15 protein-coding genes are annotated in these 15117 nt (G+C 58.3%); 7 read left to right on the top strand and 8 right to left on the bottom strand.

Features of this window, described 5'->3' with window-relative positions:
* Positions 1–89: 89 nt before the first annotated feature.
* Together hppD and AC07YV_RS09085 are read right to left on the bottom strand one after the other, a co-directional pair.
* On the bottom strand, positions 90–1166 hold the full coding sequence (hppD, locus tag AC07YV_RS09090) for a 4-hydroxyphenylpyruvate dioxygenase (RefSeq protein WP_008065380.1): 1077 nt from the start codon (positions 1164–1166) through the stop codon (positions 90–92).
* A gap of 250 nt (positions 1167–1416) precedes the next feature.
* On the bottom strand, positions 1417–2361 hold the full coding sequence (locus AC07YV_RS09085) for a DMT family transporter (RefSeq protein WP_102702138.1): 945 nt from the start codon (positions 2359–2361) through the stop codon (positions 1417–1419).
* 78 nt (positions 2362–2439) lie between these two features.
* Here AC07YV_RS09085 and AC07YV_RS09080 point away from each other — a divergent pair, with 78 nt between their 5' ends.
* The 3 genes from AC07YV_RS09080 to AC07YV_RS09070 all read left to right on the top strand — a co-directional run bounded on the left by AC07YV_RS09080 (position 2440) and on the right by AC07YV_RS09070 (position 5553).
* The gene (locus AC07YV_RS09080; RefSeq protein ID WP_102702139.1) at positions 2440–3312 is read left to right on the top strand and encodes a LysR family transcriptional regulator; all 873 of its coding nucleotides are present in this window, start codon (positions 2440–2442) and stop codon (positions 3310–3312) included.
* A 112-nt stretch (positions 3313–3424) separates the two neighbouring features.
* Positions 3425–4957, top strand: coding sequence for an EAL domain-containing protein (locus AC07YV_RS09075; protein WP_102702140.1), 1533 nt, complete (start codon positions 3425–3427; stop codon positions 4955–4957).
* A 233-nt stretch (positions 4958–5190) separates the two neighbouring features.
* Entirely contained in the window at positions 5191–5553 is a 363-nt protein-coding gene (locus AC07YV_RS09070; protein ID WP_007975932.1) for a histone-like nucleoid-structuring protein, MvaT/MvaU family, read from the top strand.
* 164 nt (positions 5554–5717) lie between these two features.
* Here AC07YV_RS09070 and AC07YV_RS09065 read toward each other — a convergent pair whose 3' ends face one another.
* Positions 5718–6236: a DUF4946 domain-containing protein gene (locus AC07YV_RS09065; protein ID WP_102702141.1), complete on the bottom strand. Its 519-nt coding sequence runs from the start codon at positions 6234–6236 to the stop codon at positions 5718–5720.
* Between the two features lie 144 nt (positions 6237–6380).
* Here AC07YV_RS09065 and gloA point away from each other — a divergent pair, with 144 nt between their 5' ends.
* Positions 6381–6932 (top strand): lactoylglutathione lyase, encoded by a 552-nt coding sequence (gene gloA / locus AC07YV_RS09060; protein WP_102702142.1) that lies wholly within the window; start codon positions 6381–6383, stop codon positions 6930–6932.
* A 35-nt stretch (positions 6933–6967) separates the two neighbouring features.
* On the opposite strand, the gene ahpF is transcribed toward gloA, so the two are convergent.
* The 3 genes from ahpF to AC07YV_RS09045 all read right to left on the bottom strand — a co-directional run bounded on the left by ahpF (position 6968) and on the right by AC07YV_RS09045 (position 10303).
* Entirely contained in the window at positions 6968–8530 is a 1563-nt protein-coding gene (ahpF, locus tag AC07YV_RS09055; protein ID WP_102702143.1) for an alkyl hydroperoxide reductase subunit F, read from the bottom strand.
* A gap of 132 nt (positions 8531–8662) precedes the next feature.
* Positions 8663–9226: an alkyl hydroperoxide reductase subunit C gene (ahpC, locus tag AC07YV_RS09050; protein WP_007975937.1), complete on the bottom strand. Its 564-nt coding sequence runs from the start codon at positions 9224–9226 to the stop codon at positions 8663–8665.
* 138 nt (positions 9227–9364) lie between these two features.
* Entirely contained in the window at positions 9365–10303 is a 939-nt protein-coding gene (locus AC07YV_RS09045; RefSeq protein ID WP_102702144.1) for a site-specific integrase, read from the bottom strand.
* Positions 10304–10599: 296 nt separating this feature from the next.
* Between AC07YV_RS09045 and AC07YV_RS09040 the strand changes: the two genes are divergently transcribed.
* Positions 10600–11610: a DNA-binding protein gene (locus AC07YV_RS09040; RefSeq protein ID WP_102702146.1), complete on the top strand. Its 1011-nt coding sequence runs from the start codon at positions 10600–10602 to the stop codon at positions 11608–11610.
* Here the strand turns inward: AC07YV_RS09040 and gorA are convergent.
* Complete coding sequence (gene gorA, locus AC07YV_RS09035) at positions 11607–12965, bottom strand: glutathione-disulfide reductase (protein WP_102702147.1); 1359 nt, start codon at positions 12963–12965, stop codon at positions 11607–11609. The genes AC07YV_RS09040 and gorA overlap by 4 nt on opposite strands.
* 130 nt (positions 12966–13095) lie before the next feature.
* Positions 13096–13935 (bottom strand): UTP--glucose-1-phosphate uridylyltransferase GalU, encoded by an 840-nt coding sequence (gene galU, locus AC07YV_RS09030; RefSeq protein WP_102702148.1) that lies wholly within the window; start codon positions 13933–13935, stop codon positions 13096–13098.
* A gap of 290 nt (positions 13936–14225) precedes the next feature.
* Between galU and AC07YV_RS09025 the strand changes: the two genes are divergently transcribed.
* Both AC07YV_RS09025 and AC07YV_RS09020 read left to right on the top strand, forming a co-directional pair.
* Positions 14226–14414 carry a hypothetical protein gene (locus AC07YV_RS09025; RefSeq protein ID WP_102702149.1) on the top strand — a complete coding sequence of 63 codons (189 nt, stop codon included), beginning with the start codon at positions 14226–14228 and terminating at the stop codon, positions 14412–14414.
* A gap of 419 nt (positions 14415–14833) precedes the next feature.
* Positions 14834–15115, top strand: coding sequence for a hypothetical protein (locus AC07YV_RS09020; protein ID WP_015094930.1), 282 nt, complete (start codon positions 14834–14836; stop codon positions 15113–15115).
* The last annotated feature ends 2 nt before the right edge of the window (positions 15116–15117 follow it).

The following is a 15117-nucleotide window of genomic DNA, read 5'->3' as shown; positions in this document are numbered from 1 at the left end:
CGATGACGGTGTGTCAGTCAACATTGATGTTGAATGTACAACCGCTATCGCGAGCAAGCTCGCTCCCACAGGTTTATCGGCGTAATGGTTTAGTCCGTGGACAACACGCCACGACGAACCTGGTCACGCTCGATGGATTCGAACAGCGCCTTGAAGTTGCCTTCGCCGAAACCGTCGTCACCCTTGCGCTGGATGAACTCGAAGAACACCGGGCCCATCAGGGTTTCCGAGAAGATCTGCAACAGCAGACGCTTGTCGCCCGACTCGGACGAACCGTCCAGCAAGATGCCCCGCGCCTGCAGTTCGCCCACCGGCTCGCCGTGGTTCGGCAAACGGCCTTCGAGCATTTCGTAGTAGGTGTCCGGCGGTGCGGTCATGAAGCGCATGCCGATGCTTTTCAGGTGATCCCAGGTCTTGAGCAGGTCATCGGACAGGAAGGCAACGTGCTGGATGCCCTCGCCGTTGAACTGCATCAGGAACTCTTCGATCTGCCCGGCGCCCTTGGACGATTCTTCGTTCAACGGGATGCGGATCATGCCATCCGGTGCGGTCATGGCCTTGGAGGTCAGGCCGGTGTACTCGCCCTTGATGTCGAAGTAGCGGATTTCGCGGAAGTTGAACAGCTTCTCGTAGAAGTTGGCCCAGTAGGCCATGCGACCGCGATACACGTTATGGGTCAGGTGATCGATGATCTTCAGGCCGGCACCGACCGGGTGGCGGTCAACGCCGTCGAGGAACACGAAGTCGATGTCATAGATCGAGCTGCCTTCACCGAAACGGTCGATCAGGTACAGCGGCGCGCCGCCGATGCCTTTGATCGCCGGCAGGTTCAGCTCCATCGGGCCGGTTTCGATGTGGATCGGCTGGGCGCCGAGCTCCAGGGCACGCTTGTAGGCTTTTTGCGAATCCTTGACGCGGAACGCCATGCCGCACACCGACGGGCCGTGCTCGGCCGCAAAGTACGAGGCGACGCTGTGGGGTTCGTTGTTGAGGATCAGGTTGATCGCGCCCTGACGATACAGGTGCACGTCCTTGGAGCGGTGGGTCGCGACCTTGGTGAAGCCCATGATCTCGAAGATCGGCTCCAGGGTGTTCGGGGTCGGCGATGCGAGCTCGATGAATTCAAAGCCCATCAGGCCCATTGGGTTTTCGTATAAATCTGCCATGGTTGGCGCCTCATCATTTTTTATCAATTAACTAAGGTTAGTTGTAAGCAATGCTGAGACCGCTGGGTGGCGCACAGGAGATGCCTCGCACACTGCGGGCGAGAAAATCACCGTAGATCAGTTGAAACCCGAATATCTTCATTGTCGACCCAAGGCTCTTGCGGGCGAGGCTTCTGCTGCCAGAAGACGATTATTATTGTATGCGTAACCCGATTCTACACAGCGTAAATCAATTTGTCCGCCTTCTGTATCAAATCCCCTTTTTCCTTACCCGCGCAAGGGGTTTGTTGCAGAGGAAAATCCCCGCCAGTATCAGCCCGCCACCCAGGCACATGGCCAGCGTCAGCGGCTCATCGAGCAACAGCGCCCCCAGGATCACCGCTGTCAACGGGTTCAAGGCAATGAACACCCCGGAACGCGTCGCACCGATTGTGCGGATGCCGTCGTAGTAGCCAATGTACGCCAGCGCCGAACCCAGCACGCCGAGGTACACAAGGCTCAACCATTGCTGCACACCCAGGTGGTCGATCGCGGTGACACTCACCTCGCCACGGACGATGCAGGTCATCCAGAGCATGACGGTGCCCAGCAGAATCGAATACGTCACCGTTTGCACCGGTCCGAGGGTCAGGTTCAGCTCTCTGGAGCACAGCGAGTAGACGCCCCAGCCGAGCACGCAGCCGAAAATCAGCAGATCGCCGATCCAGGCATCGGTACCTGCGGCCAATAATTGCGGGTTGCGACTGACGATCACCCTGCTCGCGCCCGCCATGCAGATCGCGATACCGACGACTTTTGCCCGGCTCAAACGCTCTTTGAACAGTAGCCAGGAAGCCAGGCCGATCACGGCCGGGTTCAGCGCCACGATCAAGGATGCCCGTGAAGCGTTGATGTAATGCAGGCCATAAAAGAAGCACAGGTTGTAGAAGAAGATCCCGAAAAAGCCAAGCAAGAGCAATTGCCGCCATTGCCGGGCGCTGGGCCGGAGCAGCGGTATCCGCGCCATTCGTAGAAACAGCAGCAATGCCACGCTGGCCAGTAAAAACCGCAGGCTGGCAGCCAGCAGCGGGCTGAGGCCGTCGGCCAGAAAGCGTCCGGCAACGAAGGTGCCGCCCCACACGATACTGACCCCCGCCAGTTTCAGGTACACCGGCAAATCCGAGGGTTTTGACAGGGTTTGCTCACAGATCGTCATAAGATTCCAGGACCGGATGTCGGAGAGATGACCTATCATTCGACTAATACTCAGTCATCGTAAAATGAGCAAAAACTCATGACCCTCACTCAACTGGAGATTTTCTCCCTCGTGGCCGAACTCCACGGCTTCACGCCAGCGGCCAATCGCCTGGGCATTTCCCAATCGGCGGTGTCCCATGCCTTGAAGTCTTTGGAGCAGGAGCTTGGGGTCGAGTTGTTGCGCCGGCATCAAACCCGGGTCGAGCCAAGCGACATTGGCCAGCAGTTGCTGCTGCGCGCCCGAGCGATGCTGGGCCTGGCCAACACCCTGCGCCAGGAAGCGGCCGATGCGCGGGGCATGAAACGCGGCACGCTGCGTATCGGCTCGTTCGGGCCGACTTCATCGATCAAATTGTTGCCGTTGATTCTGCAGCAGTACCGCGCCGCCCATCCCGGCATAGAAGTGCATATCGACGAAGGCCCTGACCGCCAGGTGCTGCAGTGGCTGGAGGAGCGACGGATCGACATCGGCTTCGTGGTGTTGCCCGAGGAGCGTTTCGACACGGTCGCGCTGATCGAAGACCAGATGGTCGCGCTGCTGCCCGCCGACCACCCGCTGGCGGTTCACGACAGCCTGAATCTCAAGGACCTGTGCGACTTCCCGTTTGTGCTGACCGAAGCCGGGTCTTCGGAGCTGGTTTCACGCCTGTTCACCGCGGCCCGACTGACGCCGAACATCCGTTATCGCTGCTCACAGCTGATGAGTACCCTGGATGTCGTCGCTCGTGGCGACGGGGTGACGGTAGTCGCCGAAGGTTCGTTGCCCAATCAATCAGACAGTCGCTATGTGAAAAAACCGCTATCACCGACGGTGGTGCGCCAGGTCGGCCTGGCGGTACTCGATCGACGCCAGGCATCACCCGCGACGCTGGCCTTTATCGAACTGGCCGCACGCCTCGACCTGCGTTGAGCGGCATAACCGCCTGGGGCCAACTATCATGGCCATTACCCGAACTCTTTATGGGAGGCGTATCGCCCTGCCAGTTGTTGAGAGCCTTACTTCTTCGTGACGGGATTCGCGAATGCCGCTGAAAGCCAAAACCCGCAGTCGCAGCACGAAAATTGCTGTCACCCTGCTCAGTGGATTACTCCCGGTGCTGCTGGGGGCCATCATTCTTTACATGCAGGCAGGGCGTGCGCTCAAGCAAGACACCGAACAAACCGCCGAGGAAGCGGTTCGTCAGTTCGACTTGATGCTCGACAACGCCGCCCAGGCCGCTCGCGAACTGCTGCCGATGGCCGGCCAACGTTGCGGCGAGGTCAATCTGGCGCTGCGCGAACAGGTCACCCGCCGCCCATTCGTGCGCTCGACCAGTCTGGTGTGGGATAACAACCTCTATTGCAGTTCGCTGTTTGGCGACTATCAGGAGACGGTCAGCCCCGGCGACTACACCCAGGGCGCTTTGTGGCTCATGAGCGGCAATCCGGTGACGCCCAACGCCTCCTTGCTGGTGTACCGCCTGAGCGAAGGAAAAAAAGGCGCGCTGACGACCCTCTATGGTTATCACTTGGGCAACGTTCTGCGCTTGATCGGCCGCCAGACCTTGCTGGTGCTGCAGGTTGGCCCGAACTGGATGTCCGCCGATGGCAAGGTTCACACCGGTGCCGCGCCTGAACTACCCGTTGCCCCGAGCCGCTTGACCTCCGGGCACTATGCCTTTGCCGTGGAAGCCGGTTTCCCCAAAGGCGAAACCTGGCGATACATGAGCAGCGAGTATCCTCCCCTGTTCAGTCTGCTGATTTTCTTCGGCGTGATTGCCGGGGCAATTGGTCACTTCCTGCAAAAGCGCTCCTCGGCCCCCACCCAGGAAATGCAACGGGCACTGGAAGCCGTAGAGTTCATTCCGTATTTCCAGCCCGTGGTGCATGGCGACAGCAAACGCTGGTCCGGTGCTGAAGTGCTGATGCGCTGGAAACATCCGAAGGAAGGCCTGGTGCGTCCGGACCTGTTCATCCCGTTTGCCGAGCACTGCGGACTGATCGTACCGATGACCCGTTCGCTCATGCGACAAACCGCCGCCCTGCTCGCGCCGCAATCCGCCGGATTCAACAACCCCTTTCACATTGGCATCAACATTACCGCCAGCCATTGCCAGGACCTGGACCTGGTCAAGGATTGCCGCGAGTTCCTCGATGCGTTCGAGCCAGGCTCGATCTACCTGATACTGGAACTGACCGAACGCGAACTGATCGAGCCAACGGCGATCACCCTGCAACTGTTCGAGCAACTTCGCGAACTGGGCGTGAAGATCGCCATCGACGATTTCGGCACGGGTCATTCAAGCCTTGGTTACCTGCGGCAGTTCAATGTCGACTTCCTGAAAATAGACCAGAGTTTTGTCGCCATGATCGGCATCGACACCCTCTCCAGCCACATCCTCGACAGCATCATCGACCTGGCCGTCAAACTCGACCTTGCCCTGGTGGCCGAAGGTGTCGAAACCCGTGAGCAGAGTGATTACCTCAGCGCTCGTCAGGTCAACTTCCTGCAGGGTTATCTGTTCGGCAAACCCATGCCCGGGGCGGAATTCATTAGTGCATTAAGCGACCATTAACTCGAAAATTTAATCGATAAAACAACGACTACAGGCATAAATTTGAATCAAGACACTACTGGCGTTACATGAAGAAAAAGACAGGATTTACTCTTGGCCAATTAACTACTACAATTTTTCCTGCCTGCGCTAATTTGGCAGGTGAGCCACTATCACCGAGTCGCTTCAAGGCTCTTGGCTTATAGCTTTGTTTGCGGTTGGTATCAGCCAAATACACTATTGGAGTAAAGATATTGTCCAGACTCGCTGAATTTCGTGCAGCCGAAAAGGCCCTTCAAGAACAGCTCAAGCAGTTGGAATCCCTGAAGAACGATGCCGGGCTCAAGAAAGAAATCGAATTCGAAGAGAAGCTCCAGGGCTTGATGAAAACCTATGGCAAGAGCCTGCGCGACATCATCGCCATTCTCGACCCGAATCCGGCAAAATCCGGCCTGCAGGCAGCAGCACCGAAAACCCGCCGCGCTCGTGTGGTCAAGGTTTATCAGAACCCGCACACCGGCGAACTGATTGAAACCAAGGGCGGCAATCACCGCGGCCTGAAAGCCTGGAAAGAACAGTACGGTGCAGCCACCGTCGATTCCTGGCTGCGCGGCTAACTCTCGCGGCGACAAAAAAGCCCTGCTTATGCAGGGCTTTTTCATGGGCTATCTAAATGCCCGCGGCGAGCACAAGACAACTACCTGCTCCCTCGACTACTTTGTGCTTAATCCATTTTGATATCTAAAATTTTTTTCATGCATCGAAAAAGCACTGTCGCCAACTAAAGTTTCAAGCTGTTACGGGCTGCGTCTATTTCATCCTGGCTCGCCTTATAAGCCTCGGCCTGCCCTGCGTAGGAAAAAACATAGGCCTTATCCGCATCCACCGCAGCCACCAATGTTTGCGAAAGCACATGGCGGCCGTTTTGTGTGACGGTGCAGGTTGTTTCCAGCGCGGCCAATCGACTCAAGGTAGTCGAATGAATTCGCGTGCAAACACTTTGATAACCACCCTGAAAGAAGTCTTTTTGAACTGACTTTCGCATCTCCAGCAATACGCCTTCGAGGTTGACCTGATGATCGCTTTGCACCGGGCTCATAGTCAGCTCCATCACCAGGAGCGGCGATCCATCCTGATCATTTTTCACCGCCCGCTGGCGACTGACGCCCGACGCTGAGTCTGGGACGTCTTCGATCTGCCAGCCTTGCGGCCAGGTCACGACTGGCGCATCGGCACGCGCAGCGCCCGCCAGCGAAAACACGCCCAGCAGGATAAACAGCAGGTTACGGAATCGAATCATTGCAATCGGCACTCACGGATCAAGCCGTAAAGTCTGGGCCCAGGCCGGCTGTCAGGCAATAGCCGACTGTTTGGGTTTGGTGATGTCCGAACCCTTGCGTATCATTGTCACCATTCGTTAGCCCACATATTTCCCGGAGGGCCCATGAGCCTGCACGAATTGAACACCTTCCCCGGCGTCACCGCCCAGCCGGACACCGCTACGCAGAAATTTGTCTTCAACCACACCATGCTGCGGGTCAAGGACATCACCAAGTCCCTGGACTTCTACACACGCATCCTGGGTTTTACCCTGGTGGAAAAACGCGACTTCCCGGAAGCCGAGTTCAGCCTGTATTTCCTGGCGCTGGTCGACAAAAACCAGATCCCCGCCGATGCCGCCGCGCGCACCGAGTGGATGAAATCGATCCCCGGCATTCTGGAGTTGACCCACAACCATGGCACCGAGAACGATGCGGATTTCGCCTACCACAATGGCAACACCGATCCGCGCGGTTTCGGCCATATCTGCATTTCGGTGCCGGACATCGTCGCCGCCTGCGAGCGCTTTGAAGCGCTGGGCTGCGATTTCCAGAAACGCCTGAGCGATGGCCGCATGAAGAGCCTGGCATTCATCAAGGACCCGGACGCCTACTGGGTCGAGATCATTCAGCCCGCTCCCACATCGGTAATGTGCAAGACACAAAAAACCCCATGATCGCTCATGGGGTTTTGTGTTTTCAGCGCCGGGTTTTATGCCGGGGCGGACGTGCGGATCAGGTGATCGAAGGCGCTTAGCGAAGCCTTGGCGCCCTCGCCCACCGCGATCACGATCTGCTTGTACGGCACAGTGGTCACGTCGCCGGCGGCGAACACACCCGGCACCGACGTTTCACCGCGAGCATCGACAATGATCTCGCCACGGGGTGACAGCTCGACGGTGCCCTTGAGCCAATCAGTGTTGGGCAGCAAGCCGATCTGCACAAAGATCCCTTCCAGTTCCACACTGCGCACTTCGTCGCTCTGGCGATCCTTGTAGCGCAGGCCGTTGACCTTCTGACCGTCGCCGGTGACTTCAGTGGTTTGCGCACTGGTGATCACGGTGACGTTCGGCAGGCTGTGCAACTTGCGCTGCAACACCGCATCGGCGCGCAACTGAACATCGAACTCCAGCAGCGTGACGTGGGACACGATACCCGCCAGGTCGATGGCCGCCTCGACGCCGGAGTTACCGCCGCCAATCACTGCCACGCGCTTGCCCTTGAACAGCGGGCCGTCGCAGTGCGGGCAGTACGCCACGCCTTTGTTGCGGTATTGCTGCTCGCCCGGGACGTTCATTTCACGCCACCGCGCTCCAGTTGCCAGAACCACGGTCTTGGCTTTGAGCGATGCGCCGCTGGCGAAGTGAATCTGGTGCAACTCGCCATTTTTGCCGGGCACCAGTTTGTCGGCACGCTGCAGATTCATGATGTCGACGTCGTACTGCTTGACGTGTTCTTCCAGGGCCACGGCCAGTTTCGGCCCTTCGGTTTCCTGCACCGAGATGAAGTTCTCGATGGCCATGGTGTCCAGCACCTGACCACCAAAACGCTCAGCCGCGACACCGGTGCGAATGCCTTTACGGGCCGCATAGATGGCCGCCGAGGCACCGGCCGGGCCACCGCCGACCACCAGTACGTCAAAGGCTTCCTTGGCGCTGATTTTCTCGGCCTGGCGTTCAATGCCGCTGGTGTCGATCTTGGCGAGGATTTCTTCCAGCCCCATGCGGCCCTGGCCGAAATTCACGCCGTTCAGGTAGATGCTGGGCACGGCCATGATCTGGCGTTCATCGACTTCAGCCTGGAACAGCGCGCCGTCGATGGCGACGTGGCGAATGTTCGGGTTAAGTACCGCCATCAGGTTCAGCGCCTGGACCACGTCCGGGCAGTTCTGGCACGACAGCGAGAAGTAAGTTTCGAAGTTGAACTCGCCTTTGAGCGAGCGAATCTGTTCGATCACCTCGACACTGGCTTTGGACGGATGACCACCGACTTGCAGCAAGGCCAGCACCAGCGAAGTGAATTCATGGCCCATCGGGATGCCGGCAAAACGCAGGCTGATGTCGGCTCCCGGGCGATTGATCGAGAACGATGGCTTGCGTGCATCATCACCGTTGTCGAGCAAAGTAATCTGGGTGGAAAGACTGGCAACGTCTTTCAACAGTTCGAGCATTTCCTGGGATTTCGCACCGTCGTCGAGGGAAGCAACGATCTCGATCGGCTGGGTGACCCGTTCCAGGTACGATTTCAACTGGGCTTTAAGATTGGTGTCCAACATACGGGCGATTTCCTTTTTGCTTTTGCGAAGACATAAAAAAACGCCCGAGCGAATCTCGCCCGGGCGTTTTTATTGGGCGGTGCAGCTTACCGAGTAGGTGCGGAGTCCCGCCCTGATGGTGCGATCACAGACTTAGATCTTGCCGACCAGGTCCAGGGACGGCGCCAGAGTGGCCTCGCCTTCTTTCCACTTGGCCGGGCAAACCTGGCCCGGGTGAGCGGCGACGTACTGGGCTGCCTTGATCTTGCGCAGCAGCTCGGAAGCGTCACGGCCTACACCGCCGTCGTTCAGTTCAACGATCTTGATCTGGCCTTCCGGGTTGATCACGAAGGTGCCACGGTCAGCCAGGCCTGCTTCTTCGATCAGCACGTCGAAGTTGCGGGAGATGGCGTGGGTCGGGTCGCCGATCATGGTGTACTGGATTTTGCCAATGGCTGGCGAAGTGTTGTGCCAGGCAGCGTGGGCAAAGTGGGTGTCGGTGGAAACGCTGTAGATCTCGACGCCCAGCTTCTGGAAGGCGTCGTAGTTGTCTGCCAGGTCTTCCAGCTCGGTCGGGCAGACGAAGGTGAAGTCGGCCGGGTAGAAGAACACGACAGACCACTTGCCTTTCAGGTCAGCGTCCGAGACTTTTACGAAGTCGCCATTTTTGAATGCGTCAGCTTTGAACGGTTTAACTTGGCTGTTGATGATAGGCATCGTTGACTCTCCGTCAGGGGTTAAGAAGTTGATGGAGAGAACTTTACCCACTCGACGAACGGAAGGCTCATTGGCAAACCTGATGCTGCTGATTGGCTTTCGCTATTAGCCGACTGTATTTATAGAAGAAAACGATCTCTAGGACTCGATCTGCTTTTCCGTAAGGCGCGCCATCCCGAGGAACGGGCTGGCTTCGATGTAGCGCATGGCCGACTTCATGTCCTTCCAGCCCACATAACTCATCAGCGACTTCAGATCCCAGCCACTTTGATGCGCCCAGGTCGCAAAGCCGCGGCGCAAGGAATGGCTGGTGTAGAGTTCGCCGGCAATGCCTGCGCGTTCCAGCGCCTGGCGCAACAAGGGAATCACGCTGTTGGCGTGCAACCCCTCCTCACCCAGATGCCCCCAGCGATCGATGCCACGAAACACCGGCCCACGCACCAGTGCCGCTTCGGTGATCCAGTCGATGTAAGCCTGTACCGGACACAAACGCTGCAAGGCCGGTGTCTGATAAGTCTTGCCGAGGTTGTCGCGATCACTCTTGCTGCGCGGCAGATAGAGGCTGATGCCGGAACCGGCGCTGGCCTGCACATGTTCCACCTGCAGCCTGCACAACTCGTCGCTGCGAAAGCCGCGCCAGAAGCCCAGCAGGATCAACGCCATATCGCGCCGGGCCCGCAACAACCCCGGGCGGTCGCCTTCGGCCTTTGCGATTTGCACTTCCAGCTCCAGACGACTGACCACCTGCTCCAGATGCTGAAGCTGCAAAGGTTCGGCCTGTTTTTCCTGGGCGGGGTGCAGCGCGCGGATGCCCTTGAACACCTTGCGCACCACCGGCGCCTTGGTGGGGTCGGCAAAACCCTGGCTGTTGTGCCACTGCGCCAAGGCCGACAAGCGCAGCTTCAGCGTATTGATCGACAACACCCCGGCATGCGCCACCAGGTAGCGCGCCACGCTGTCGCCGGTTGCCGGCAGAAACCCGCCCCAGGTGACTTCGAAGTGTTCGATGGCCGCCCGATAGCTGCGACGGGTGTTGTCGCGAGTCGCGGCGTGCAGATAGCGATCCAGATCGCTCATAGGGCATGAACCTGTTTTAACCGACTGACTGTAGGAGCGAGCTCGCTCGCGATGATCGTTAACGATGACGCTGGTAGGCAGGTGCCCCGCGGCGGTCTCGTGTCCATCGCGAGCAAGCTCGCTCCTACAAGGGTTTGTGTATGGAAACAGCACGAGGAATACCTCGAAACTGCGCTCACACGGGGTAATACCAGTATATCCCGCGTTAACGACATTCAGCATTTAACTTTATCCATTGAATGGTACAATGTGTATTTACGTGGTACGTACCACATCAACAAAACCCGGGAGATCTCATGGCACGCGGCGGTGTAAATAAAGCGGTGGTGCAAGCCGCTCGGTTGGCGATCCTCGCCCGTGGCGAAAACCCCAGCATCGATGCCGTACGGATCGAAATGGGCAATACCGGCTCGAAAACCACGATTCATCGCTACCTCAAAGAGCTCGATGACAGGAACGAGGCGGTCGAAACGCCAGCGGAACCGATTGACGACGAACTGATGGCGCTGGTGGCGCGGCTCGCGCAAAGACTCAAGGAGCAGGCACAGGAACCCATCGACCAGGCGCGCACGCAGTACGAGGAACAACGCAAGGCTTTGGAAAAACAGCTCGACGAAGCGCAAGAGGCCAACAGCGAACTGCACCAGCAATACGAGTTCCAGAGCCTGGCACTGACTCAGGAATCCGAGGCCCTGCAAGAAACCCGCGCCATGCTGCAAACGGAGCAAACCCGTAACGCCGGGATGAACCAGGCGCTGGCCGATTTCGAATTGCGCTTGAAAGACAAGGACGAGCAGATCCGCTCCCTTGAGGAAAAGCACCTGCACACCCGCGACGCACTGGAGCACTACCGCAATGCGGTCAAGGAGCAGCGCGAACAGGAAATGAGTCGCCACGAAGGCCAGGTGCAACAGCTACAGATGGAACTGCGCCAGGCACAACAAAGCGCCCTGGTACGCCAGGACGAAATCACCCAGTTGCACCGCGACAACGAACGCTTGCTGACTGAAAACCGCGGCACACTGCGCGAGCTGAGCCTGCTGCAGGAACAGCTCAAGCAAAGCAATACCCGTCAGGATCAGTTGCTGGAACAGGCCACCCGCGTCGACGGCGAGCGCACCCTCCTCCAGGAACGCCTGCGCGTTGCCCTGCTGGAAAGTCAGGCACTCAAGCAAAACGTCGATGAGCAGTCGCAGCTCAACAAGTCACTGGAAATTGAACTGACCAGGACCCGGACGGAACTGGAAGAACGCGTACGTCTGGCCGCGACCCTTGCGGCAGCGGCAGACGCAGCGAAGGACGATTAACCGGCGACCGGCGTGCGCATGGTGACGAACTCTTCGGCGGCCGTCGGGTGCACGCCGATGGTTTCGTCGAAGTCGCGCTTGGTGGCGCCGGCCTTCAAGGCAATCGCCAGGCCCTGGACGATTTCACCGGCCTCCGGGCCGACCATGTGGCAACCCAATACCTTGTCGGTCTTGGCATCCACCACCAGCTTCATCAGCGTGCGCTCCTGGCATTCTGTCAGGGTCAGCTTCATTGGCCGGAAGCGGCTTTCGAAGATCTGCACGTCGTGGCCGGCTTCGCGGGCCTCTTCTTCGGTCAAGCCGACGGTGCCGATGTTCGGCAGACTGAACACCGCCGTCGGGATCATCTTGTAATCCACCGGACGATACTGCTCAGGCTTGAACAAGCGTCGCGCAACCGCCATGCCTTCAGCCAGCGCGACCGGCGTCAGTTGAACACGGCCGATCACATCGCCCAGCGCCAGGATCGACGGCTCGGCGGTCTGATACAACTCATCAACCTCGACAAAGCCTTTCTTGTCGAGTTTGACCCCGGTGTTTTCCAGGCCGAGATTGTCCAGCATCGGACGACGCCCGGTGGCGTAGAACACGCAATCGGCTTCCAGCTGGCGGCCGTCCTTGAGCGTGACTTTCAGGCTGCCATCGGCCTGCTTGTCGATGCGCTCGATGTCCGCGTTGAATTGCAGGTCCATGCCGCGCTTGGTCAACTCTTCCTGCAAGTGCTTGCGCACGGAAACGTCAAAGCCGCGCAGGAACAGTTCGCCGCGATACAGCAACGTGGTCTCGGCGCCCAGACCGTGGAAGATCCCGGCGAATTCGACCGCAATGTAGCCACCGCCGACCACCAGCACCCGCTTGGGCAGCTCTTTGAGGAAGAATGCCTGGTTGGAACTGATGGCATGCTCGTGCCCCGGAATCTCCGGAATCTGCGGCCAGCCACCGGTCGCGATCAGGATGTTCCTGGCGGTAAAGCGCTCGCCATTGATCTCGACCTGATGCGGATCGACGATCTTCGCGTGCCCCTCATGCAAGGTCACGCCGCTGTTGACCAGCAGGTTGCGATAAATGCCATTGAGGCGATTGATCTCGCGGTCCTTGTTGGCGATCAGCGTCGCCCAATCGAACTGCGCCTCATCCAGGCTCCAGCCAAAGCCGGATGCCTGCTCGAAGTCCTCGGCGAAGTGCGCACCGTAGACCAGCAATTTTTTCGGCACGCAGCCGACGTTCACACAAGTGCCGCCCAGGTAGCGACTCTCGGCCACCGCCACTTTTGCGCCAAACCCGGCGGCAAACCGCGCAGCCCGTACACCGCCGGAACCGGCACCAATCACATAAAGGTCAAAATCGTAGGCCATTTTCAATCTCCTCGGCAGGTGACCAGCATACCTGCGGACATTTGTGGAGCAAGCGCTGAACACGATATGAGGCCGGAAAATGAAAAAGCCACCCGTAGGTGGCTTTTCGATACAAACAGGACGCCAGCTATCAGTAAGCCTTGCCCGTCTTGTAGAAGTTCTCGAAGCAGAAGTTGGTCGCTTCGATGTAGCCTTCGGCGCCACCGCAGTCGAAACGCTTGCCCTTGAACTTGTAGGCCATGACGCAGCCGTTCTGGGCCTGCTTCATCAGGGCGTCGGTGATCTGGATTTCACCGCCCTTGCCTGGCTCGGTTTGTTCGATCAGGTCGAAGATGTCCGGGGTCAGGATGTAGCGGCCGATGATGGCCAGGTTCGACGGTGCGTCTTCCGGCTTTGGTTTTTCAACCATGCTGTGTACGCGGTAGATGTCGTCACGGATCATCTCGCCGGCGATCACGCCGTACTTGTTGGTTTCTTGCGGATCGACTTCCTGGATGGCCACGATCGAGCAGCGGAACTGCTTGTACAGCTTGACCATCTGGGTCAGTACGCCGTCGCCTTCGAGGTTGACGCACAGGTCATCCGCCAGTACCACGGCGAACGGCTCATCGCCGATCAGCGGGCGGCCGGTGAGGATCGCGTGGCCCAGGCCTTTCATTTCGGTCTGACGGGTGTAGGAGAAAGAGCATTCGTCGAGCAGCTTGCGGATGCCGACCAGGTATTTTTCCTTGTCGGTGCCCTTGATCTGGTTTTCCAGCTCGTAGCTGATGTCGAAGTGGTCTTCCAGGGCGCGCTTGCCGCGGCCGGTGACGATGGAGATTTCGGTCAAGCCGGCATCCAGTGCTTCTTCGACGCCGTACTGGATCAGTGGCTTGTTCACCACCGGCAGCATTTCTTTGGGCATGGCTTTAGTCGCTGGCAGGAAGCGAGTACCGTAACCGGCTGCTGGGAACAAGCATTTCTTGATCATATAAGTCCTTGAAAGGGCTGTGTGTACGAGTTTCGGCGCAGTCTAATCAGGCGGCGTGCACCTTACAATGCCCCCGCGCTGGCTAACTGATGCCAACATAGAGAATTATTCTGGCGGATAGTTCCCTGTGAGGTTGCACAGGCGATTGCACAGCCTCTTATGCATAGCAGAGACTGGCGCAAATGCACGGCTTTCTACCGCCCGGAACCGATCACCATACGCTCATCGGCACCCGTTGCGCGCGTTTGCCGGTATCATGGCGCGATTGAACCAGACAACGAGGCAAATAGATGTCGGAAGCAAAAAGCGTCAACGGATTCCTGATCAACAAGGCGAAAGACGGTCAATGGTGGGTGGCCAGTGTCGCCGGTGAAAATATCGCCGGGCCTTTCCCTTCCGAAGCCCTGGCAATCGAAGTGGCCTCGGTGCTGGAGTTGGAGCACCCGGAACCCAAGCGACGCGGCAAGGACAAGAGCTGATCGACGCCCCCTCTCGAATAGCCCTGTCTTAGCACAGGGCTTTTTTATGGCGCTTCACGGAATCCCGGGGAACACTGTAGGAGCTGCCGAAGGCTGCGATCTTTTGATCCTGCTTTTGCGATCTGGAGGTTGCTGAAGATCAAGATCAAAAGATCGCAGCCTTCGGCAGCTCCTACAAGGGTCGGGTTGACCTCACAACCCCGACTTCAACCAGATGAACGCCCGGATCAAGATGATCGAGATCGGCTCGGCATGTAGCTGCCCACCCGGTAAACCGCACCGCGGTCCCTGTAGGAGCTGCCGAAGGCTGCGATCCTTTGATCTTGATCGGAACACCGAAAAAGAAGTGGCCTTTGGCTATAACCTTTTGAATCCGGCGCTGTCTCAGCCTTAGCCCACCCCCTGACGATGATCAAACCATGAATAAAATTTTGCCTTTGCTAGCGGTATTGGCCCTGAGCGGCTGCGCAACGTCGGAAGAAACCTACCTGGGCAATGGAGAGCAGGGCCTGACGATCGATTGCTCGGGAGAGGCGAATTCCTGGGCCGCCTGCTACGAAAAGGCCGATGCCTCCTGTGCAGGAACCGGCTACCGGATTGTCGGCACCGACGGCACGCCAGCGCTCAAGGTCAGTGAAAAAACCCTCGGCGCCGATATCGGCAATTACAAGAACCGCAGCGTCGTGGTGGTCTGCAAATAAGG

This window comes from Pseudomonas sp. GW456-E7 (genome assembly GCF_059424105.1).
The sequence above is the reverse complement of the archived record's forward strand: the minus strand, read 5'-3'. Positions and strand labels throughout refer to the sequence as shown.